Source organism: Ulvibacterium sp., assembly GCF_028285715.1.
Classification (GTDB): domain Bacteria; phylum Bacteroidota; class Bacteroidia; order Flavobacteriales; family Flavobacteriaceae; genus Ulvibacterium.
This window is the reverse complement of sequence record NZ_JANQOO010000035.1, coordinates 694,329-714,921: the sequence shown is the minus strand read 5'-3', so window position 1 is coordinate 714,921 and position 20,593 is coordinate 694,329. Positions and strand designations below refer to the sequence as shown.

General features: G+C 41.8%; 22 protein-coding genes. 15 read left to right on the top strand and 7 right to left on the bottom strand.

The features are described 5' to 3' along the window. Positions 1 to 70: 70 nt before the first annotated feature. Positions 71 to 688, top strand: a complete 618-nt coding sequence (locus Q0993_RS21060) for a hypothetical protein (RefSeq protein ID WP_299537164.1) — start codon at positions 71 to 73, stop codon at positions 686 to 688. Between the two features lie 196 nt (positions 689 to 884). Beyond that, the gene (locus Q0993_RS21055; protein ID WP_299537162.1) at positions 885 to 2,384 is read left to right on the top strand and encodes a PQQ-dependent sugar dehydrogenase; all 1,500 of its coding nucleotides are present in this window, start codon (positions 885 to 887) and stop codon (positions 2,382 to 2,384) included. A 53-nt stretch (positions 2,385 to 2,437) separates the two neighbouring features. On the opposite strand, the gene Q0993_RS21050 is transcribed toward Q0993_RS21055, so the two are convergent. After that, complete coding sequence (locus tag Q0993_RS21050; protein ID WP_299537160.1) at positions 2,438 to 4,252, bottom strand: adenylate/guanylate cyclase domain-containing protein; 1,815 nt, start codon at positions 4,250 to 4,252, stop codon at positions 2,438 to 2,440. 479 nt (positions 4,253 to 4,731) lie between these two features. Here Q0993_RS21050 and Q0993_RS21045 point away from each other — a divergent pair, with 479 nt between their 5' ends. The 4 genes from Q0993_RS21045 to Q0993_RS21030 all read left to right on the top strand — a co-directional run bounded on the left by Q0993_RS21045 (position 4,732) and on the right by Q0993_RS21030 (position 8,514). After that, entirely contained in the window at positions 4,732 to 6,072 is a 1,341-nt protein-coding gene (locus Q0993_RS21045; RefSeq protein WP_299537157.1) for a hypothetical protein, read from the top strand. A 414-nt stretch (positions 6,073 to 6,486) separates the two neighbouring features. Beyond that, positions 6,487 to 7,047 carry a Crp/Fnr family transcriptional regulator gene (locus Q0993_RS21040; protein ID WP_299537154.1) on the top strand — a complete coding sequence of 187 codons (561 nt, stop codon included), beginning with the start codon at positions 6,487 to 6,489 and terminating at the stop codon, positions 7,045 to 7,047. A 91-nt stretch (positions 7,048 to 7,138) separates the two neighbouring features. After that, positions 7,139 to 7,876 carry an SDR family oxidoreductase gene (locus Q0993_RS21035; protein ID WP_299537152.1) on the top strand — a complete coding sequence of 246 codons (738 nt, stop codon included), beginning with the start codon at positions 7,139 to 7,141 and terminating at the stop codon, positions 7,874 to 7,876. After that, positions 7,873 to 8,514: a VTT domain-containing protein gene (locus Q0993_RS21030; RefSeq protein ID WP_299537150.1), complete on the top strand. Its 642-nt coding sequence runs from the start codon at positions 7,873 to 7,875 to the stop codon at positions 8,512 to 8,514. The genes Q0993_RS21035 and Q0993_RS21030 overlap by 4 nt, the downstream gene beginning before the upstream one ends. Positions 8,515 to 8,857: 343 nt before the next feature. Here Q0993_RS21030 and Q0993_RS21025 read toward each other — a convergent pair whose 3' ends face one another. Both Q0993_RS21025 and Q0993_RS21020 read right to left on the bottom strand, forming a co-directional pair. After that, on the bottom strand, positions 8,858 to 9,586 hold the full coding sequence (locus Q0993_RS21025) for an ankyrin repeat domain-containing protein (protein ID WP_299537147.1): 729 nt from the start codon (positions 9,584 to 9,586) through the stop codon (positions 8,858 to 8,860). Positions 9,587 to 9,600: 14 nt separating this feature from the next. After that, positions 9,601 to 10,011: a MarR family transcriptional regulator gene (locus Q0993_RS21020; protein WP_299537144.1), complete on the bottom strand. Its 411-nt coding sequence runs from the start codon at positions 10,009 to 10,011 to the stop codon at positions 9,601 to 9,603. 774 nt (positions 10,012 to 10,785) lie between these two features. On the opposite strand from Q0993_RS21020, the gene Q0993_RS21015 reads away from it, so the two are divergent. From Q0993_RS21015 to Q0993_RS20990, 6 genes are all read left to right on the top strand, one after another. Continuing rightward, positions 10,786 to 11,376 (top strand): hypothetical protein, encoded by a 591-nt coding sequence (locus Q0993_RS21015; protein ID WP_166522325.1) that lies wholly within the window; start codon positions 10,786 to 10,788, stop codon positions 11,374 to 11,376. Further along, a complete protein-coding gene (locus tag Q0993_RS21010) occupies positions 11,366 to 12,127 on the top strand; it encodes a hypothetical protein (protein WP_299537140.1) in 762 nt (253 codons plus the stop codon). The genes Q0993_RS21015 and Q0993_RS21010 overlap by 11 nt, the downstream gene beginning before the upstream one ends. A gap of 6 nt (positions 12,128 to 12,133) precedes the next feature. Further along, complete coding sequence (locus tag Q0993_RS21005; RefSeq protein ID WP_299537138.1) at positions 12,134 to 12,640, top strand: hypothetical protein; 507 nt, start codon at positions 12,134 to 12,136, stop codon at positions 12,638 to 12,640. A 13-nt stretch (positions 12,641 to 12,653) separates the two neighbouring features. After that, the gene (locus Q0993_RS21000; protein ID WP_299537136.1) at positions 12,654 to 13,721 is read left to right on the top strand and encodes a DUF3800 domain-containing protein; all 1,068 of its coding nucleotides are present in this window, start codon (positions 12,654 to 12,656) and stop codon (positions 13,719 to 13,721) included. A 267-nt stretch (positions 13,722 to 13,988) separates the two neighbouring features. Then, the gene (locus Q0993_RS20995) at positions 13,989 to 14,423 is read left to right on the top strand and encodes a hypothetical protein (protein ID WP_299537133.1); all 435 of its coding nucleotides are present in this window, start codon (positions 13,989 to 13,991) and stop codon (positions 14,421 to 14,423) included. Positions 14,424 to 15,164: 741 nt separating this feature from the next. After that, positions 15,165 to 15,611, top strand: a complete 447-nt coding sequence (locus Q0993_RS20990) for a hypothetical protein (RefSeq protein ID WP_299537131.1) — start codon at positions 15,165 to 15,167, stop codon at positions 15,609 to 15,611. Positions 15,612 to 15,697: 86 nt separating this feature from the next. Here Q0993_RS20990 and Q0993_RS20985 read toward each other — a convergent pair whose 3' ends face one another. Next, the gene (locus Q0993_RS20985) at positions 15,698 to 16,042 is read right to left on the bottom strand and encodes a hypothetical protein (RefSeq protein WP_299537129.1); all 345 of its coding nucleotides are present in this window, start codon (positions 16,040 to 16,042) and stop codon (positions 15,698 to 15,700) included. A 194-nt stretch (positions 16,043 to 16,236) separates the two neighbouring features. On the opposite strand from Q0993_RS20985, the gene raiA reads away from it, so the two are divergent. Then, the gene (gene raiA / locus Q0993_RS20980) at positions 16,237 to 16,539 is read left to right on the top strand and encodes a ribosome-associated translation inhibitor RaiA (protein WP_299537126.1); all 303 of its coding nucleotides are present in this window, start codon (positions 16,237 to 16,239) and stop codon (positions 16,537 to 16,539) included. A 59-nt stretch (positions 16,540 to 16,598) separates the two neighbouring features. Here the strand turns inward: raiA and Q0993_RS20975 are convergent, their stop codons facing one another. Continuing rightward, positions 16,599 to 16,937: a hypothetical protein gene (locus Q0993_RS20975; protein ID WP_299537124.1), complete on the bottom strand. Its 339-nt coding sequence runs from the start codon at positions 16,935 to 16,937 to the stop codon at positions 16,599 to 16,601. 154 nt (positions 16,938 to 17,091) lie between these two features. Between Q0993_RS20975 and Q0993_RS20970 the strand changes: the two genes are divergently transcribed. Then, entirely contained in the window at positions 17,092 to 17,598 is a 507-nt protein-coding gene (locus Q0993_RS20970) for a YceI family protein (protein ID WP_299537121.1), read from the top strand. A 77-nt stretch (positions 17,599 to 17,675) separates the two neighbouring features. Further along, positions 17,676 to 18,644: a TerC family protein gene (locus Q0993_RS20965; RefSeq protein ID WP_299537118.1), complete on the top strand. Its 969-nt coding sequence runs from the start codon at positions 17,676 to 17,678 to the stop codon at positions 18,642 to 18,644. Here the strand turns inward: Q0993_RS20965 and Q0993_RS20960 are convergent. Together Q0993_RS20960 and deoC are read right to left on the bottom strand one after the other, a co-directional pair. After that, entirely contained in the window at positions 18,641 to 19,789 is a 1,149-nt protein-coding gene (locus Q0993_RS20960) for a Gfo/Idh/MocA family oxidoreductase (RefSeq protein WP_299537115.1), read from the bottom strand. The genes Q0993_RS20965 and Q0993_RS20960 overlap by 4 nt on opposite strands. A 21-nt stretch (positions 19,790 to 19,810) precedes the next feature. Beyond that, positions 19,811 to 20,578 carry a deoxyribose-phosphate aldolase gene (gene deoC / locus Q0993_RS20955; protein ID WP_299537112.1) on the bottom strand — a complete coding sequence of 256 codons (768 nt, stop codon included), beginning with the start codon at positions 20,576 to 20,578 and terminating at the stop codon, positions 19,811 to 19,813. Positions 20,579 to 20,593 lie beyond the last annotated feature (15 nt).

Genomic DNA, 20,593 nt, shown 5'->3' with positions numbered 1-20,593 from the left:
CGAAATACAGCCTTGCCAGTAATTATGGTACACCATTTGATGATTTACCTGATGTACCAAAACCAATCCAATGAGTGAAATGTTCAAAAGGCCAATACTAGTGGTTATTCTGCTTTGCGCTATCCATCCTTTGACCGCACAGAAAAAATCGTTCCAGAAGGGATACATTATCGCAATGAACGGGGACACCATTCCAGGGCTCGTTAAGGATCGATCGCCGGAACCCTTTGTTTCCCTGTATAACAAGATCCGGTTTAAGGAGGCAGGCAGGTCCCGTACCAAAAAGTATGTGCCCGACGCTATTTTGGGATACGGGTATCAGGGACAACATTTCCTATCCATGCCGTTTCGGGAGGAAAGTGCCTTCTTTAAGTTTCGATATTATACGGATGAGGCGGCACCGCGTGTATTTTTGAAGGTAATCCGTCAATCGGAGGGGCTCATCTATTTTGAATATCTTTTTGTCCATGATGACAATTCCTATCTGGATGCCTTTCCTTTATTTTATAGGCCCGGAGACCCGGAAATGGTTCGGGTGACCCAAGGCCTTTTTGGGTTTAAAAAGAAACAGCTTGCGAATTATTTTTCAGATTGTCCCGCATTGACAGAAGAACTCTTTACGGATAAAACATCTTTTCGAACAGTTCCCGAGCTTTACGCCTTTTGCTTGGTACATTGTGTTCCATAAACAACTGGAAAACAAAAAGAAAATGAAGATAACGAATACCCCATTGTCATCCCAACCCCATACTTTATTCGTATATACTTCGTTATAAGATAAGTAACATGGATGTGCTTGGTGTCTGTGGTTATGTCGGGGGTGAACATGAATTTACCACTACACAAACTAATAAAAGCACTCCTACAATATAATAAGGAATACTATGGCTCCGAGCACCTCAAATCCGTTTTCCGAAATCACTATTAAACTAAAGCACTCCTACACCACAACGCAATGGGTGGGGTTATTTTTCTTGTCACTACTATTGGGCTGTAACAGCTCTGAGGATCCCGTATCGCCCGAGGAAGGAATGAATCCGGGCGATGAAATCGTGGATTTGGAGGGAGTTGCCCTTACCTATAGAAATCAATGTGGCGGTTGCCATGGGCAGGACTTGGGCTCCTTTGTGGAACGCGAATGGACCTATGGCAATTCCCTGGAAGAGGTGATACAATCCATAACGGATGGGTATGCGGACAATGGCATGCCCGCTTACGGATCGGCTTTGGGCGCACAGGAAATCGAGGATCTGACCAATTATATCCTTACCGAGATCGATGGAAAGACCAAAGCGATGTTGGAGGCGGAGAACCCCGATTTGTCCGGTTTGATTACATCCGATGACCTTACCTTCCGAGTGGAGACCCTCACCGATGATATTCCCGGCATTCCTTGGGGGTTGGAACAATTGCCCAATGGTGAAATTTTGGTCACCGAGCGTGGGGGAAGGCTATTTTTGGTAGGGAATGACAAGCAATTGACAGAAGTTACCGGTGTCCCGGAGGTGGCTTCGCAAGGGCAGGGGGGCTTGTTGGATGTGCTCATACATCCCGATTTTGAAAACAATGCATTCGTTTATCTATCCTATTCCCGGGTCAACCCCAGTAATTCGTCCGAAAGGAGTACTGCTGTGGCAAGAGCCAGGCTACAGGGCAACAACTTGATTGATGTGGAGAACATCTTTACGGCACTGCCATATCTGAATAGTGGGCAACATTTTGGGTCCCGACTCGTATTTGACAACAATGGTTACCTATATGTTTCCGTGGGTGATCGCGGATATAGGGATGTGTATCCTCAGGAATTGGACAATGCTATCGGAAAAATACACCGTATCCAGGACGACGGTGAAATTCCTACTGACAACCCTTTTTATACTACCCCTGGAGCGGTCAATTCAATTTTCACCTATGGTACGCGCAATCCGCAAGGCATGAGCCTACATCCGCAAACTGGAGCAGTTTGGGAAGGTGAGCACGGGCCTCAGGGCGGGGATGAAATCAATATTTTGGAGGCAGGAAACAACAATGGTTGGCCCGTGATTTCATACGGCATTAATTATGATGGCACCACATTTACGGACCTTACCGAATTGAACGGCATGGAACAGCCCGTATACTACTGGACCCCTTCCATTGCGCCCTGTGGAATGACATTCGTATCCAGCGATTTTTATGGGAGTTGGAGAAATGACCTGTTCGTCGGCTCGCTCAAATTCGAATACCTCCATCGTTTAAAGATGAACGGCAACACCGTCGTAGGCCATGAAACATTGTTGGACGGGATAGGCCGGGTACGTGATGCACAAATGGGTACGGATGGTTATCTCTATGTTGTGGTAGAGGGCCCTGGTAGATTAATACGCTTGGTGCCCGAGCAATAACGCCCCATTTTATTTGAGGTTGGATGTTGCTTTTTGTAACTGACCGCCCTGAATCATGATGGTAAAGCAGCTTCTTCCAAGGGAAGTAATTGATAGAGTGCGCGCAATCCCTGTCTGCCCTTTAGGGCCATTTGATGTTCTTTACAAGCAACTTCAAGGTTTACTTTTTGCTTCACTTCTTCACTAATCAGGTAATGGCTACCGATTGTTTTGTTGACCTGCTCTATGCGCGCGGCTGAAATAACTACATTTCCAGTGATACTGAACTGTTTTCTTCCTGAACCCCCTACATTGCCCATGACGGCAACACCACAATCGATGCCGATACCGATTTCCGTCTGTGGTATTTTTCCAAGTCTGTTGATTTCGGCAAGTTCCTTTAGTATTTGAATTCCTGCATCCACCGCATTCTGTACGTCATTACCAAAACTTTTCGGAGCCCCGAAGGTCGCCATAAATCCATCACCCAGAAGCTGATTGATGTTCCCGTTATGGGATTCGATGATGTCGATCATAAATCCGAATATCGCATTCTGATAGTGATTGATCTCTTCCGGTTTTAATTGGGCCACTATAGGTGTAAACCCCCGAATATCAACGAACATAACGGCCACAAAGGCTTCTTTTACCGCTATGGACTCCCCCTTGATCAGGGTATCGGCAATATCAGCGGATAATTGTTCCTGTAATAGTCCGGCCACCTTTGCATTGACTACGGCCAATTCATTTTTGGCTTGGTTAAGCTGACGATTGGCTCTGATTTTATGGCGGTATAGGATGAACACACTAAGGAGCAAGGCGAAGACCAGTGCCAGGACTATCATGAGGTTTCGCTTTTTCCGTGCCTCCTCTTCTCCGATCAGCCGTTGTTGTTGCAGGGACAACTTGCTGATATCCTTTTCTTGCAATAGTACGCGTATCTCCAACTCCTGATTTTGAATCTGGTTCTCCTTGTCCTGGAGCGCCAAGGCATTTCTTTTCTCTTCCTCGGCAATGGCTTTTTGAAGTGATTTGTAGCGTTCGAACAAAGTGGCCTGCTCAGTACTCAATCCTGAGTTTTCTATGGCCTGCGCTTCGGCCTTCAGCGTTTCCAGACGCTCGTTTTCCAGGGGCTCCAACACTACTTCCTCTTTTTGGGGTTCAAGGACCGCTTCCTCTTTGATATGATTGACGATCAAGGTAGAATCCATTTGGGCGAGCCACGTCTGATATTGGGTCTCCAATTCCTGCAGTCCCGCCTCGTCGCCCAATTCATCCAATAGGTCGGAGGCCTTGTTATAATGCTTGAGGGCGGAATTAATATTCCCTTTTCGGACCGCACTGGTGAACATCCGCTGTTCCATATTCGCCTGTACTTGCTGGGTGCCCCGGGAAAACTGATCCGCCACTTTTTTACCGGGCTTCAAATTGCGTAGCCATTCCTTGGTTTCCGGGAATTTGACCTCCATCAAGGCTGAGTCCAGTAGGATCCGGCGTGTCTTCAATTCGTTGCGCAGGTTCGTGTCCAGAATGGTGTCGTGAATGGCATGGGTTTTGACCCAATGTTCCTCCGATTCCAAAAACCGCCCACGATCAAATTGGGAGAGGGCCAGGTACCCTTCCGCCTGTTGCCAAAGCTTACGTTGAGATTCGCTTAATGTTGACCGATCCGAAAAGGTTCTGTTGGCCAAACGCGCCGCTTTTCTTATCGTTCTCAATGCCTTTTGAGGTTCCTCATCCCGTTGTTGGAAGTAAGTTTCAATAAGGAGTTCCAGTTCCTGGATATCGGTTGGTTCTTGTAAATCCGTTCCTGAAGAAATCAGAGGAATAGGGGTACACAACGTATACATCAACAAAATCGCCCTCCAAAAACCACTCGAATATTGCATGCCGTAAAAATAAGAAACTAAGCATAGGTGTCGGCATCGATTGAGACTACGTTGGAATTTACCCGCGCCCGTTCAAATCTAAACTAAAGGGGTACATGCAAACTGAAGGTATTCATAGACTTGTTTATTACTTTTTTCAACGAGATGGGCGGCTGCCATCAAAAACCACTAGGGCATCGTCTCCTTAAAAGGAGAAAAATGTTATCACAAAACGCAGCACCCACAGGCAGGATAACACCTAGGATTGCTCAAAGTAGGCACGTAGCCTCTTTTTTTGGCAATAAATAGCAAAGTTGGAAGTTTAGACTTAGTACGTGGACATTAGGCAGGTTGCCTACATAAGCCCATGACAATCAAATGCGTATTTGTAAAGGCCAAACATGGTATCGCTTGGACATCTATTGAAATCGATTAACGCAAAGCCTTTGTACATAGCATTTGTACAATTTGATGACCCAAATCCATAAAACGAAATACCTATGAAAAGACTGGCTTTTGTGATGTTTTGCCTGGTTTCTGCCCTCACTTCCTGCTCTGATAAAGATATTGAGATGATTGGCGAAGAAAACGCTGAAGAAACTGGCAATGCGAATGATGGAGAAACTGGTACCGAAAACGGTGAAGAAACTAGTGGCACTTTATCGCTTCTTGGTGACGACTTTCAAGTCAATTCCTATACCGACAAGAATCAGAACTATCCCAAAGTCGCTATTGCTCCGGATGGTAAGGCCATAGTGGTTTGGGAGAGCGATGGGCAGGATAACGATGGACTTGCCGTAGCGGCTCAGCGGTATAATACGGATGGGTCCAAATGGGGCGATGAATTTGTGGTGAACACAGAAACCGCATCGACCCAAAGTCAACCTACGGTTGCCGTTGCGGATGATGGTTCGCATATCATTTTCTGGCGCAGCAAAGATCAAGATGGTAGCGGTTTTGGGGTGTATGCCCAACGCTATGACGGCGATGGCAATGAAGTTGGTGGCGAGTTTCAAATTAATGAAGAAACCAACTCCAATCAAGACCAAGCGTATGCCGCGTATCACAGCAATGGCAACTTAATGGTCATTTGGGAGAGCGCGGACCAGGATGGAAAGGCAGGTGAAATCTATGCTCGCGTTTACGATGATGAATTCAATGATATAAGCAACGGCGAATTTCGGGTAAATACGGTGATAGACGGATGGCAAAATACGGCCAGAATCTCAGCCGTGCCCAGTGGTTTTATCGTGGTGTGGGAAAGTCTGAATATTGATTCCGAAAGGATTGCGATCGTTTTTAAACGCTTTGGTAGCGATGGTACTGCATTAATGACCATGGAAGAGCAAGTGAACATACGCGAAATCTGCGATCAAAAAAACCCGGATATTGCCACGCAAGCGGATGGAACGTTTGTCATTGTTTGGGAACATCTGGAAGATCCGGAGAAATGCGGTAGTGCCCAGACGTTGGCCAGTGATATCGCGGCACGGATCTATAACAGTGATGGCACCGCTGTAACCGATGAAATTGTACTCAGCCAAAACACCGGTGGAAATCAAAATCTCGGAATTGCCAAGGACGACCGTGGTGGGTTCGTTGCCATTTGGCAAGGTGATGCCTCATCAAATGATAGTAGCGATGAAATATATGGGCGCCGTTTGCTGGCCACAGGTACAGGCGATGGCGATCAATTCACGGTCAATAGCAAAAAAGACAGCTATCAAGTCTTTCCAGCTATTGCCCTTGCACCGGATGGTACCCTATTTGCGGTTTGGGGGTCATGGTCCGGCGATGGTAACGGCACCAGTATTAGAGCACGCCGATTACGGATTGATTGATAGATAGCAACCCTGAAAGCCGATTCGGGGGAGGATGTAAGCAAGTGCTTCGAAATTTATGCGCTTTTACCAAATCCGTGAGCAAGCTCAGCTATCTTTACGTTTCTTGGCCGCGTCGATACCCATATTTATTTTACGTAATATCAAAGTGTTTGATTGCATTTGAATGATTATGTGCACTATCTTGTACATAATTCTGGACGTTTAAGTGTTTCTGAATTCAATATGACGTTGAGATTGTTTGAAGAACTCATGACAAGACTTCATAAATCAAAAAGGTTCGACTGAGAATTCCAGTTTACCTGAAAACAAAAAAAGCAGTTGGAGAAATATGTCAAGGCTAGGGTTAAGCACAATTTGTTCTAAAGAGAATGTCATTTTACCCATGAAACGGCTTGTTCATCTTTAAATACCATGTTGCAGGAGACACTAAATAACATCGTTGATTTTGATCCGGAAGCCTTGGATGCCTTTTTGAATTTGTTCTCGCCGCTAGACTTCAAAAAAGGGATGGTTTTTGCACAAAAAGGGGAGTATTCCCGAAATATTGCCTTTGTAAAATCAGGAGTGTTGCGCGCTTACTACAGTAATGATCGGGGCGAGGAATACAATAAAACCTTTTTTACCGAAAACAATTTTGTAGGGGCCTATTCGGCGCTGGTTACGGGAGAAAAAAATTTAATAGATATCGACGCCTTAACGGACTGCAACCTATTAGTGGCGGAATACAAAAAGGTAAAAGATCTTTACGCCCCATTTCCCAAAGTGGAGCGTTTGGCCCGCATCTTGGCCGAGCAATTCTTTGTTCGCAAGGAAAAAAGGGAAATAGAACTCGTAACGCTTGAGGCCAAAGACCGTTATACCATCTTCCAAAAAGAACACCCAGAGTTGGAACAACGGATTCCACAATATCATATCGCTTCGTATTTGGGAGTAAGCCCTACACAGCTGAGCAGAATCAGGAGGCAAAGGTAAACCCCTCTCCCGCGCATTCCTTTACATATGTACATGGAATCGTCCACAAAAGCCTGGAAATTTGCCGTGTTATTCATTCTAAATTGAAAAGATGAAACTACATGGAAACAAAATCCTTATCACGGGATCTACCGCTGGTATTGGAGAGGCATTGCTCAAGAAGTTATTGGGTCTAGACAATCAAATCATTGCCCTGGGAAGAAACGAATTTAAACTCAAACAGCTTGCCCAATGGGATGAGCGAATCATTCCATTTTCTTGTGATATCTCCAAGGATATCGACTTGGATCGGTTGATCTTGTTTATAGAACAGGAGCATCCAGACGTGAATATCTTAATCAATAATGCTGGTATTCAACATAACTATCATTTTGCGGAAGAGCCGCAACTTCTTGGAAAAATTGAACAGGAAATCAATGTGAACCTTTTGGCGCCGATCAAACTCATTGCCTTGTTGTTACCTGTGCTCAAGGGGAATGACAACGCGGCCATAGTAAATGTGTCCTCCGGCCTGGGATTAGTGCCCAAAAAACAAGCACCGGTCTACTGCTGTACAAAGGCTGGCATACATATTTTTTCGAAGTCTTTACGGGACCAGCTTCAGGACGTCAAGGTTTTTGAAATCATTCCACCTTTGGTCGACACACGGATGACCACAGGTCGCGGTAGAAAGAAGATTTCTCCTGAACAGTTGGCAGATGAGTTTGTGGATGCGTTCAAAAAAGATAAATATGAAATACGCATAGGGAAGGTAAAGCTATTAAAGGTCATTAACCGTTTGTGGCCATCAATGGCGGAGCTCATTATAAGGAAAGGAGCGGAAAAGTGAAGCCATTAGTGAAGATTATGGTTTTGCTGGGTTTGGTTTTTGCAACGACCTTTCTATTCGTAAGTCTTACGGGAGCCTGCAGCGTGGAAGATGTTACGAGCTGGTTGGAAAGAGCAAAAGGCAGTAATCCATGGTACGTATCCCTTATCGTGATACTGATTTTGGCAGTAGACATTTTTATTGCCGTTCCCACGCTTACCACCTGTATACTAGCAGGCTATTTTCTGGGTTTTACGGTAGGGGGTCTCAGCGCTTCAATTGGTATCATGGCCGCAGGCGCAATTGGGTATTGGCTCAGTCGAATGTATGGATCGTCTTTTTTGAAATACGTCATCCCTTCCGAGACAAAAAGGGGAGAGGCGAAAATAGCTTTTGAGCAATATGGGTTACCTATGATTCTATTGAGCAGGAGTACTCCCATACTTTCCGAAGTATGTGCCTGTATGGCCGGTATAACCAAAATGCGTTTTACAAAATTCTATGTGGCCTGGTCGGTAAATAGTATTCCCTATGCCTTTATAGCGGCGTATTCAGGGTCCATTAGCAGTCTTGAAAATCCCAGACCCGCTATATATACGTTAATTATGATGTATATGACATTATGGGTGGCATGGTTTATCTATAAAAGGCGTAAGTGACCTGGGGTATTACACCAACCCGACTAGGCTATCCATAAATTACGGATAGGCTTGCTCCGTAATCTACTAGGGCAGACAAGTTGTACCGCGTTATGCCTGTCTGCCGTAAGGGTCGAAGACGGGTAACTTTGCTTTGACGGCATAAAAAGAGAAGGTCTGGTAGATCTTTTCTTTTTTGAGCGAGAGATTCACGAGCACCTATATTCATAAATAATAATAGCGTGAGTAAATACGGTTTCTGCCGAACCGTTAACGAATTCTTCGGAGCTTGAAAAGCGAAGTAGGAGAGTGGGGGAGGTGAAAGTTTGTGGAATGGGTTTTAATACTAAATTCTGATCAGTAATTATTCTCTAATATACTTCCCTATAAATTTATTTTCCATACCATTTCCCCATCCACACCCATGGTCACTAGTGATAGCGTTTAAAGAATTTTCTCCAATTTTATGATTCCCATAGCAAAGTAAAGATAGTATCGATGCAGGTCTTAAATGTTTACTCGCCCAAGAGAGCGGGGTGTCCCCATTGGCATCTTTTACCTCCTTTTTGGCACCATTTTTTAACAATAGCTCAATGATTTTTTCATCTCCATAAGCTGCTGCCCTATGCAAAGGCGTTTCACCACAGGTTCTTACGTCTCTCATAAATGACCCCGTCTCTAGATTAGGAGTGGTAACTATATTTGGATTTGCGCCGGATTCAAGTAAAACTCGTACTACATTGTGGTAATAAGGCCTTCCTGCCTTGCACAAGGCGGCATGTAATGGAGTTTCGCTATTATCTGGATGTTGATGATTGACATTTGCGCCTCTTTTTATTAGAAAATCGCATGTTTGCCAATGACCAAAAAAGGCAGCATCACAAAGGTCATTATTTAAATCCATAGATTTTATAGCTAGACCTTCTTGCTCAACAAGTCTAAGTGCAGTTACATCATTATAAAATATCAACCATTGGAATATACTGGGGTAATCAGCAACAATTAAGCTTTTCCAGTTTTTTTTTGACATAAGTTCTAATACTGCATCGGTTCTACCACTTGCAATTCGCATAAAGATTTCATAATTCTTCATAAGCTAATTTTAAATCATTGAGTTATAGCTACCTTTTCCAGTACTAAATTTAAAGCATGTAAACCATCTTTATCAAGGAGCTGTTCCATCCTATTCATAGCCTTTTGCCATTCAGGAATAATAGTTTCTAATAATTCTTCCCCCTTTTTTGTGATTGTTATTATGGGGAAATCATCTTTTGTAATTAACTCTGCTGTAAACAATCGGTTTAAATTTCGATTTAACGATGATTTTTCAAGTAGTGAAACCTCAGAAAGCCTTTTCTGATTCAAATTCCTATTAGTATATAGAATGAATAACAGCGCTAATTGGCTTTCAGTAATTCCAAAGGGTTTAATATGTTTTCTAAAAACATTTGCCGTAAATCTACTAAGTCGCATTACCTTACTAGAAATACAATCTTCTAAAATAATGGGATTAATCATTTTATAAATATACAATAAAAGTTGTATATACAACTCCTTAATTTATTATGCTTAAAACATGACCGTATATAAGGGATATTTGAAATAATATAGAATTATGAATTACGCGCATTTTGTGGGAGAGGCTACCAATTAAGCCCACCACATCATCTCGCCGTCAATATCAAAAGCTCACCGGGCTTTCGCTATTGCCACGTGTACTATAATGTACCGCGTTATGTAACTTTGCTTGGGTAAAGCAAAGTTTTCTTCTGCGATTTCCCTTCAAATTTTTCTTCTTAAAGCATCTTCTGAAAAGGTAATGGAACACTTATTATGCGATTCGAGCCTATCCTGAGTCAAGCGAAGGTATAGGCGAGGAGTGTAATGTGTGTGGAATGGAAAAAAGAATCTATTCCTAAAAATCTTATACAAGATGAATTCTAATAAAACAAAAATTATTAAAATATATACCGTACTAGTCTATATAATAAATATTCATTTCAATAATTAGTTATATAATTGATATAAAGCAAGTTATGTTATAATAAATAATAAATACTTATTTATTACTACTAAAAATTTGAGTATAAATGATTATTAACAAATCCATATTGACATAATGTCACTGTCAAAAGAATCAATTTTTATGACATATTGACAATAAAGTACTGATTATCGATATAATATAGACTTTTATCGATTTGGCATGCCAAAGCTAGAAGAAGTTTGCATAAAAATGTAGTTGGTACACATTTTGATTATATGATTTCAAATTTTAAATCATTTTTTATCATGGAGTCGAAAACATCCCACAAAGCCAGAATAAAATTCTCCTTGAAGAGCAAGGAATTTGAAATATCTGGAAACGAAGAATTTGTGAATGAACAAATCGAAAATTTTAAATCTATCATACAAGGTAGTCTTGAAAACCTTGTGGTACAAGAAAATGTTGGCATACAAAGAAAAAAAACAGTCCTCCTTCCGCCCACCGAAGACATTGAGGTAATAGACTATGTAGAAGAGAAGAAACATTCTAGCGCGAGTTCAGGATTATCTTTCGAGAATGTTATTGTTATAGACGGTGAAACAGTTAAGGTAATTGCGGATGTACCGGGCAATACTACCGCAAAGAAAATGATGAATGTTATACTACTATATATGTGGGGTAAAATGCAACTGGAGGTTTTGGAAGTTTCATTTAAAGAACTTAGGGACATGTGTGTTGATTATGGTGAAGTTGACAAACCCAACTTTTCAAAGCATATGAATAAGCAAAAGAAGCTTTTTCTTATTAGTGGTTCTGGACAGAGCCAATCGGCTAAGCTTATAAGACCAGGAATAAAAGAAGCAGAAAATCTTATAAAGCAACTTAATGGTGAGTAAAGTACATCCAATTTTGCTTGCTAGGTATGGCAATGAAATTACAGAACGACTCGTTGAATCCTACCAAGAGATAGAAGAGAATTTTGTGATGCAAAAATGGAAGTCTAGTGAATTAGATGCTGGACACTTTGTAGAATCGGTTCGAAGAATACTTGAATTTGAGTTGTTCGGGTCTTTTACTCCGTATGGTTCTAAACTGACAAATTTCAATGATGCCGTATTGAAACAGTACGAAAACGCCAGTGGAGACGAATCTTTTAGAATGTTGATACCTAGAACTTTGAAAAGTATTTTCAACATAAGGAACAAGCGAGGTGTCGGACATGTAGGAAAGATTTCACCAAATAAAATGGACGCGACTCTAATTTTTTATTCTGTTAAATGGGTGCTGGCAGAAATCATCCGGCTGACATCTGGTTTGGCAATTAGCGAAACCCAGAGAATAGTGGACGCTATAGCTGAAAGAAATATAGATGTTTTGTGGAAGGGCGAAAACTCGCAAAGAATCTTAAATAGTAAGGTCTCAGCGAAGAATCAAGTTTTAATTCTTCTATTTGATGAAAGTCCAAGGAAGTTAGAAGACATGCGCTTGGTTATTGAATACCAGAACAAACCAAACTTCCTAAAACTTGTGCTTGAACCTTTACATAAGGCAAGGTTGATAGAAGTAAATAAAGGTGATGGTAAATGTTGGATATCTCCATCGGGTAAAGCAGAAGCAGAAAGACTAATACTAAAATTAAATAAATAAAATATTATGGATGAAAAGTCGAAAATTAGAATAAACCTGACTTCCAGAGAATTTGAAATAGAGGGTTCTGAAGAGTTCATCGCAAAATACAATGAAACAATAGATTCCTTTTTGGACAAGATTTACTCTTCAGATTCTTCGCAGAATAGCCAATCCAGTGGTGAGAATAGCACTCTTGGAGAAGCCGTTGAAACCAATAAAGTAAGATCAAGTGATTCTATGGATTCAATTAGCGAACTGTCTTTTGGAGAGTTATATCATAAACTACCCAATAGCGCAAAGGATGTGGATAAAATTCTTTTGGCGGGATACTATGCTCAGCTCTTATCAGAAGAAAGAATTTTTTCAACACGAGAAGCGTCAAATTTGCTGGTTGAACAGGGGGTGAAATTATCAAATGCATCAGCATTTATGAAGTCTAATATGTCCACAAAAAAAGTGTTCAAGCATAAAGGTGGCTATAGGGTGTCTGATACAGGTATTGCCTATATTAAAAATACTTTGTTAGTCTAAGTGATAATTCAATATGGCAAGTACTATCTACTTCGATGAATCTGGAAATACTGGTCAAGATATGCTTAATCAAGACCAAAAAGTATTTGTTTTAGCATCCGTAAATTATTTGGTAGAACACCAACAAAAAATTAAAGAATTCTTGGGGGTAGATGGAGAAATACACTTTAAGAATTTGAAAAAAAGTGGCGCAGGTCGCAGAAAAATTCTTTCTTTTTTAAATAGTAAATGGATTCACGAACAATACGTGGTATTATACTATGTAAATAAAGAGTTCGCCACCTGCGGTCAGATCGTAGATTTACTGGCAGAAACTGTTCTACACCACAAAGGTTATGACATATATATTAATGGAAGACATATAGCCTATACTAATCATCTATTTTATTTTGGCAATTTTTTCTGGAACAAACAACTTTTTAAAAAATTCCTTGAGTCATTTGTAGAAATGGTACGGACAAAGGACGCAACAGCAATTAAAAATTTCTACATTTTGGTTGATGAGTTGTATAGCCAAATTGAAGAAAAGGAAATTCTAAAACCTATAAAGGAAAGTAAGAGGCATATTGATGAAATAATAGAAGCAATTGACCGCTTTACCATTGATGTAACTTTTTCTACTTTTTTAGTACTGTGTGATAAATGGTCTAAGCGTTTGGGGAAAAAAATTGATGTTCGTTTTGATCAGTCGAAACAATTAGAACATTATAATCTTTACATAGAAAAAACACTTGAATTGAGTAATACAACTAAAAAGAAAATTGAGATTGGATATGACAATAGGACAATGACTTTCCCACATCAAATAAATTCAGTTGAGTTGGTGAATTCTGTTAATGAATTTGGTGTTCAATGTGCGGACTTAATTGCTAGTTCTTTAGCGTTTGCCTACAATAATGAAGAGGGTCGCTTTGAGAAATTTTCTAAACAAATAAAAGATTCAAGATTATTTGAATTATCTAATGCACAAAGTATTTGGCCAACAGATGATGTTTCGCCAGAAGCTTTAGGAATGTCGCAGGGCAAAGGAATAAACCCGCTCGATTTTTTGGCTACCAATTTCCCGCAAGGTTTCAGGTAAATATGGTTCCATGATAAGATGATGGCAACCGGCCTAAGAGAATTTTGGCGAAAACAATAGGGGAGAAGAGCGGCCATATTTTAGGGGTTGGGTTACAATTTTTCTTGATAATCAACCCGATTCTTTTAACCTTGAAGTAGTCTTAATATTTACAATGGATCCTAAAATATAGCGACTGACCAGTACATTGTTTCCAAAATTATCTGTAAGCCTTGATTTTTTTGTTTCTTTTTTCATCAAGGAAAAAAGAAAAGATACTTTCGTTACATGCAAGATTTCCAAAGCCAAGCAGAAGAAGTATTAAAATCTGAAATGACCAATTCAGGTCTCGAAATCAGCATAAGGGAAAATGGCCGGGAAGGAGTCGATTTTATTGTAAAAAGCGAATCAGGAAAGCAGTCAGAAATCTTTTTACAACCTATGGACTTTATAGCGCAACAAAGCTCAAAAGTGCCAAAAGAACGGTTAGGAGAACCACGGGAAGACCTTTGGATAGCATTAATAGGCTTTATTCCTGAGAAAGAACCTTTAATATTCTTAATTCCGTCGAAAACCCTTGCAAATACTGATAATTTCATGTTTTTCGAGCATAATATCAGCCCACACACATATTTGTCGAATTGGGAAATAAAGGTCTTTACAAATGGTATGAAAGTGCTTGGCGAATATATTTTCCATAATCAAATAGAGTATTTTAAATAATAGCCCTTACCAACATTATGTCAAATAGAAAATAAAGAAAAGCCTAATTAGAAGATGGAGGGTAGCAAGTGCTAAGAAATTATCTCGCAGAGTAATTTTTAGCTGTTGCGGCCAGCTGACGTAATGGTTGTGAAAAATTTGTTGACGAAAATTTGAAGCAAGACGAGAATTTGAAAACGGCTAAAAGGTTTTGCTTTTTTTGGCGCTGGCCAAGCGTTGGCATATTGTGTTTAGAAATTAACGCCATAAAGCGTTTATTTCTAAAAAACAATCGAGCGATTGGCTGTGCGGCAATTTTACATAGCGACAAATTATGGTACAGCCGAAAGTTTTCTCGTGTGGATTTGCAGAATGTTCAAGATTAAAAAGAGTTCTAATCAATTGAAAAAAAATCTCGTAGCGTAAATTAAAAAGGTTGATGACCCTGTTGCTACGCGGAATAAAAGGAATACTGGCGAGGGATATTTTACATAATAGAATTATAGCTTACAGCTAAAAGGATTAATCAGAAATACATATAAACCAATCTGTACTATAATTTATATTATGTCAAATAGAATATCTGTTTTTTGTTATAAAACTCGCAGATTTCGCTATATCCTCCATTTATTTGAACACTTTATCGAAAAAAAAAAGAAGATTTAAGAACTATACCCCAAATTGCACCGTATAACAAAAATAGTAACACTATTGGCGTAAGAGAACGACTAACAAAGATTAACTAAAAAACTTATTGGAATAATGAAAAGTTCCCCTTTTTTTCTAACGGCATTGGCATTGATATTAATTACTACAGCTTGTAAAAAGGATGATGTAACTACCGTAATCCTTCAAAGTACCGAATATAGATTGCAAGCCATTGGACCTAATGGACTCACAGGAACCGTAACCTTTACCGAGGATAGCGATGGCAAAACGGAAGTTTTGGTAGAATTGGACGATGGTTCGTCCGTAGCCGTACATCCCGCCTATATCCGATTTAATACCTTGGATGAAGGTGGTGCTGTTGCCTTAACGCTAAATCCCTGTGAATGTCAGGTGAGCCGAACTACCGTTTCAAAATTGGATGTGGGAACTTCCATTTCCTATGAAGGCCTTTTAAAATTGGACGGACATGTAAGTATCCACGAAAGTCCCGATGATTATACGGTTATCTCTGCCGCCAATATCGGCACAAACGCGGAATAATACAGAAAAGAAATTTGAATACGAAAACCTGATTGTGGTTTCCAATCAGGTTTTTTTATGTTCCCATGGGATGTACCACTGCCAAGTCAGTAATTCCGCGCCCCATGTATGTACTCTTCCACGCTCCGTTGTAATTCATTAAACGCCAAGAACTGCTGCTGAACACGTTCTACAAAATCGACCGAATGTCGTTTAGGTCCCCGAAGCGATAGTATAATTTCCTTATTGGTACTACTGAGCGTATCCAGACCGTTCCTGAGGGCTTCTATCCGTTCGAACAAACTATAGGTTTTTGGCTCGCAGACGTAGGAATTCAATTTGTTCCGTAACTGTCCCACATTTTGTTGAGTACGTTCCAATTTCAGGACCAATGTACTCTTTTGAAGCTGGTCTTCAATAGGTGTTCTGTAATCTCCTTTTAGGGATTTCATAGGATACGGATTTAGGGGGTTATAGCCAATATCTCACAGTACAATTAAAATTAGGAAAAAATCGTTTCCCTAATCCGCCGATAATCAGACTTTAACGTTTTTTTAGAGTAAATTTTAAGTTTAGTTTAAAAACCCCGCATTTGATTTTCATGTGGCTTCTCTTTATCTTCCCCTATAATCCTAAATTACTTTTCATGAACATCCATTTTGAATATCATGATGTCCAGGCTAGTGGCCGACTGGAGGAATTGGCGTCCAAGAAAATCAATAAATTGGTGGATAAGTACGATTTTATCGTTAGGGCCGATGTCTTTTTTAAGACGGAGAATACTTCGGAACCGAATACGGGTAAAATCTGTAATATTCGACTTAGCGCCCCAGGTCCCCGACTTTTTGCTGAAGCAAGCCATGGTTCCTTCGAGGCCTCTATTTCGGAATCTGTGGACGACCTACAACGACAGTTGCGGAAACGAAAGGAAAAAATGAAGTCGCGTTAATGCCTAAGTCCGCACAAATGTTAATCTAGGATTTAAGATGAGGTGCCCGATATTGGACCCTAATCCTCCGTCTCGTCCAGGTATTCAATCTTCGCCAAGGTTTTGGAAAGTCGATGGGAAAAAGGATTCTCATTAAGGTCATTTTGTAAGGCCCTGCGCTTGCGCTCGGAAATATCCAAAGAGTCCAATAGCAACATTTTTTGGTGCATCTCCGCAATGCGCATTTGTTTCAGTGCCAACCGCTCCTCCACCGATTTTATGAGTCGCGGTTCAAAACGTTCCATGTAAGTCCTTTTGGTGACTTTCAATTCTTCTTTTCCCGTGTTTTGGGCAGTCAGGGTATGCAACCCTAAAAACAAGGTAAACAGCCCAAATGCGCAGTTCGCCAATTTTTTCATTTCAAATTCAAATACGGTTCTAATCCCAAAATACAACGTTTTTGGGACACCGCATGAATTCGGTGCCCTACCCCACGCTATACCGAATTTTACCTTCTTTTTATCGACTCAAATTAATAGTTACCTTTGGCACGTTTTGTGAACCTTTATTGCTATGAAATCCAGAGGAATCCTTTTTTTGGTCCTGCTGCTTTTGCAGTCGACCCTCGTTCTTGCCCAAAATGGAATTTCCAAGGCGGAAATCAGCTTTACCTTTGTGTCCAAGGATGTGGACGGCAGTATTTCCGGTTTTAGCTCCTCCTCCTCTATTGATCTGGACAATATAGCCACTTCAAAGTTTAACGGCTCTGTTCGTGTGGAAACGATAAAGACCGGGAATTTTCTAAGGGATTGGTCGCTAAAAGGGAAAAAATATTTTGATGCGGACACCCATCCAAACATCCGTTTTGAAAGTACTTCCATAGAAACTACCGATACAGGTTTTAATGTCATGGGCCAGCTCACGATAAAGGGAAAAAGTAAGCCCATTCGTATTGATTTCGTCCAAACCGGGAATCAACTGAAGGGTACCACTACCCTATTTTCCTCGGATTTTGGGATCAACATCAAAAAGGGACGGGAGGATAACGAAGTCATTGTGAATTTCCTCCTTACCCTGTGACCAATTGCCCAAAAACTTTCCCGTACCCCTTGTCATCGAAAAAATGGATTGTTAACTTGGCGCCTTAAAAATGCGCTATGTGGATATGGATTCTATTTATTGCCTTGGTCATCGTGTTCCTGGCCTTGGACCTTGGGGTGTTCCATCGGCATGAACATGTGATTCGAAGCAAGGAAGCCGGCATGTGGACCGCGCTTTGGGTGTCCATAGCCCTAGGTTTTAGCGGGGTCATCTACTGGTTGTTCTCCAATGGTTTGGTAGAAAACCCTACAGGATTAACGCCCAATACCGCCGTACTTAAATATGTAACGGGGTACCTCATAGAACTTTCCCTAAGCATCGATAATGTATTCGTCATCGCCGTCATCTTTAGTACGTTTAACATTCCCCCACTCTACCAGCATCGGGTCCTCTTTTGGGGAATTCTGGGCGCTATCGTCTTTCGAGGACTGATGATCGTTTTTGGTGTGGCCTTGATCAACAAATTCGATTGGATCATTTATGTGTTCGGGGCTTTTCTGCTCTATACGGCCTATAAGATGCTACGGTCCGACGATTCGGAATTTGATCCCCAAAAGTCGTTTATGTTCCGTCAGCTTAAAAAGGTATATCCCATTACCGCTACCCTCCACGGGCACGATTTTTTTGTAAAGCGTATGGGGGTCACCGCCGCCACTCCCCTATTCGTGGCTCTGGTGATCATTGAGGTAACCGATGTCCTTTTTGCCCTGGATAGCATACCCGCTATTTTGGCCATTACCGCAGATCCGTTCATTGTCTTCAGCTCCAACATCCTGGCCATTTTAGGACTGCGTTCCATGTACTTTCTGATATCCCGGATGTTGCAAAAGTTTCGCTTTATCAATTACAGCCTGGTGGTCATTTTGGCCTTTGTGGGTCTCAAAATGCTATTCGCCCATCAAATTGAACTGCCGGAATGGATATCGTTAACGGTAATCAGCGTATCCCTCGTTGCGGGCATCGTGGCCTCCTTGCTGATCCCTGAAAAAAAGAAGGAAACCGAGGACATGGAGCCAAAGCCCTAGCTGACGTTGACCCAGGCTTGTTGTTTGTCGCTGGCAATAATGGCTTCCGCCAATACCAATTCCCGCAATCCGGCGGTAAAATCGGGGAATTTCCATTCCGGTTGGGGTCGGCCCGTTCGTATGGCCTCATAAACTTCTTTGAACAGCTGCTTAGAGGTATCGGCAAAACCCTCGTTATGTCCTCCGGGATAGGAGGCAATTTGGCTGGCTTCCGTATGGAACAAACTGGGGTCCCGAAACAACACATCATTGGCTTCGTCCCGCTTTCCGATCCAAAGTTCATTGGGTTTTTCGGATTCCCAGGCCAGGCTCAATTTGGAGGCGGAGATTTCCAAGGCCAAACGGTTCTTCCGCCCTGCTGCCACTTGGCTCACGGTTACCGATCCCGTATGGCCATTGGCAAACCGAAGCAGCACATGGGCCGTGTCCTCCGTTGCTATGGGCACATCGGCATAGTCTTCAGGTTTCAAAAGCTTTCCGGAATAGGTCTCCACAGGAACCAGCGGTCTTTTTCGGGTCTTATGGACCGTGTTAAAATTGGCCATAACCTCTGTAATCTGGAGTCCGGTGATATATTCCAAAAGGTCCAAAAGATGGGAGCCGATATCCGCAACGGCTCGGGATTCGCCAGACTTCTCGGGTTCCAACCGCCAATTGTAATCGGTCTCATAAAAAAGCCAATCCTGAAAATAGGATCCCAAAACGGTATGAATGGTTCCCAATTCGCCCTTTTCCCGCATGGTTTTCATTTGTCGGATTAGGGGATAATATCGGACATTGAAGTGGACAGCATTCACACGGTTCTTGCTTTTTGCCAAGGCTACCAATTCCTCGGCCTCCGAGATTTTGGTCGCCAAGGGTTTTTCACAGACAACGTGCAGGCCCTGGGCCAAAGCCTTTTGGGCCATTTCAAAATGAAGGAAATTGGGGGTGCAGATATGCACACAGTCCAATGCATCACTGCTTAAAAAAGTATCATAATCCTGGTAATACTTTGCTACTCCCAATTGTTCAGCCTTCCTTTGGACAGCATCGTTGTGGTGATGTACGGAAACCACCTCCAAATCTGGTATTCTTCGTAGCGCTTCGATATGAATGGGGCCAATAAACCCTAATCCTGCAACCCCGATTCGTATTTTTTTCATGATAGTATCCGTTAATTCCTATTAATACCCACTGGGCGTATCCGCTATGACCACGTCCTTATCCGCCCCATCCCCAAACCTTTCCTTGGCCTCCTGGATGATGGCCACGGTGGCCGTTGCCCCAATACGGCTTACGCCTAAGGCCTTTACCTTTAGTAAATCGTCCAGGGTACGTACGCCACCGGCCGCCTTTACCTGTACTTGGGAATCGGAATGGGCACGCATCAATTCCAAATCTTCGGGAGTGGCTCCTTTATAGGTATAGCGTCCATCGGCACCTTTTACAAAACCGTAACCGGTACTGGTCTTTACAAAGTCCACCCCCAGTTTGGAGCATACTTCACAGAGCTTTATCTTGTACTTGTCCTCGGGGAGATGATCGTTCTCAAAAATAACCTTAAGAACACCATTATTGCCATGGGTCGCTTGGCATACCGCCGCGATTTCGCGCTCCACGTAGTCCCAATCCTCTTGTAGGACCTTTCCAATATTGACTACCATATCAATTTCAACGGCACCATCCTTGCAGGCCTGTAAGGTTTCTGTCACTTTGAGTTCTATTGTCGAATTCCCATGGGGAAAACCGATTACGGTACCGACCAATACACTGGAGTTCTTTAAAACTTCCACCGCCAAGGGAACAGCGTAGGGCTTTATACATACGGAAGCCACATCATATTCCAAGGCTATGTGGCAACCTTGTATCATATCCTCATCCGTCATAGTGGGATGTAAAAGAGAGTGGTCGATCATTTTGGCAAGTTCATTGACTTTAGGATGTGCTATCATCGGAAATATTGGGTT

What these genes read in the sequence shown, in the direction of transcription:
- Q0993_RS20975 (WP_299537124.1), bottom strand. Translation starts at nt 16,937, where the DNA reads ATGAAAAAATTGGCGAACTGCGCATTTGGGCTGTTTACCTTGTTTTTA.
- Q0993_RS21050 (WP_299537160.1), bottom strand. Translation starts at nt 4,252, where the DNA reads ATGCAATATTCGAGTGGTTTTTGGAGGGCGATTTTGTTGATGTATACG.
- Q0993_RS21015 (WP_166522325.1), top strand. Translation starts at nt 10,786, where the DNA reads ATGGAGTCGAAAACATCCCACAAAGCCAGAATAAAATTCTCCTTGAAG.
- Q0993_RS21005 (WP_299537138.1), top strand. Translation starts at nt 12,134, where the DNA reads ATGGATGAAAAGTCGAAAATTAGAATAAACCTGACTTCCAGAGAATTT.
- Q0993_RS21040 (WP_299537154.1), top strand. Translation starts at nt 6,487, where the DNA reads ATGTTGCAGGAGACACTAAATAACATCGTTGATTTTGATCCGGAAGCC.
- deoC (WP_299537112.1), bottom strand. Translation starts at nt 20,578, where the DNA reads ATGATAGCACATCCTAAAGTCAATGAACTTGCCAAAATGATCGACCAC.
- Q0993_RS21035 (WP_299537152.1), top strand. Translation starts at nt 7,139, where the DNA reads ATGAAACTACATGGAAACAAAATCCTTATCACGGGATCTACCGCTGGT.
- Q0993_RS20990 (WP_299537131.1), top strand. Translation starts at nt 15,165, where the DNA reads ATGAAAAGTTCCCCTTTTTTTCTAACGGCATTGGCATTGATATTAATT.
- Q0993_RS21010 (WP_299537140.1), top strand. Translation starts at nt 11,366, where the DNA reads ATGGTGAGTAAAGTACATCCAATTTTGCTTGCTAGGTATGGCAATGAA.
- Q0993_RS20985 (WP_299537129.1), bottom strand. Translation starts at nt 16,042, where the DNA reads ATGAAATCCCTAAAAGGAGATTACAGAACACCTATTGAAGACCAGCTT.
- Q0993_RS20960 (WP_299537115.1), bottom strand. Translation starts at nt 19,789, where the DNA reads ATGAAAAAAATACGAATCGGGGTTGCAGGATTAGGGTTTATTGGCCCC.
- Q0993_RS21025 (WP_299537147.1), bottom strand. Translation starts at nt 9,586, where the DNA reads ATGAAGAATTATGAAATCTTTATGCGAATTGCAAGTGGTAGAACCGAT.
- Q0993_RS21055 (WP_299537162.1), top strand. Translation starts at nt 885, where the DNA reads ATGGCTCCGAGCACCTCAAATCCGTTTTCCGAAATCACTATTAAACTA.
- Q0993_RS21045 (WP_299537157.1), top strand. Translation starts at nt 4,732, where the DNA reads ATGAAAAGACTGGCTTTTGTGATGTTTTGCCTGGTTTCTGCCCTCACT.
- Q0993_RS20995 (WP_299537133.1), top strand. Translation starts at nt 13,989, where the DNA reads ATGCAAGATTTCCAAAGCCAAGCAGAAGAAGTATTAAAATCTGAAATG.
- Q0993_RS20965 (WP_299537118.1), top strand. Translation starts at nt 17,676, where the DNA reads ATGTGGATATGGATTCTATTTATTGCCTTGGTCATCGTGTTCCTGGCC.
- Q0993_RS20970 (WP_299537121.1), top strand. Translation starts at nt 17,092, where the DNA reads ATGAAATCCAGAGGAATCCTTTTTTTGGTCCTGCTGCTTTTGCAGTCG.
- Q0993_RS21000 (WP_299537136.1), top strand. Translation starts at nt 12,654, where the DNA reads ATGGCAAGTACTATCTACTTCGATGAATCTGGAAATACTGGTCAAGAT.
- Q0993_RS21060 (WP_299537164.1), top strand. Translation starts at nt 71, where the DNA reads ATGAGTGAAATGTTCAAAAGGCCAATACTAGTGGTTATTCTGCTTTGC.
- raiA (WP_299537126.1), top strand. Translation starts at nt 16,237, where the DNA reads ATGAACATCCATTTTGAATATCATGATGTCCAGGCTAGTGGCCGACTG.
- Q0993_RS21020 (WP_299537144.1), bottom strand. Translation starts at nt 10,011, where the DNA reads ATGATTAATCCCATTATTTTAGAAGATTGTATTTCTAGTAAGGTAATG.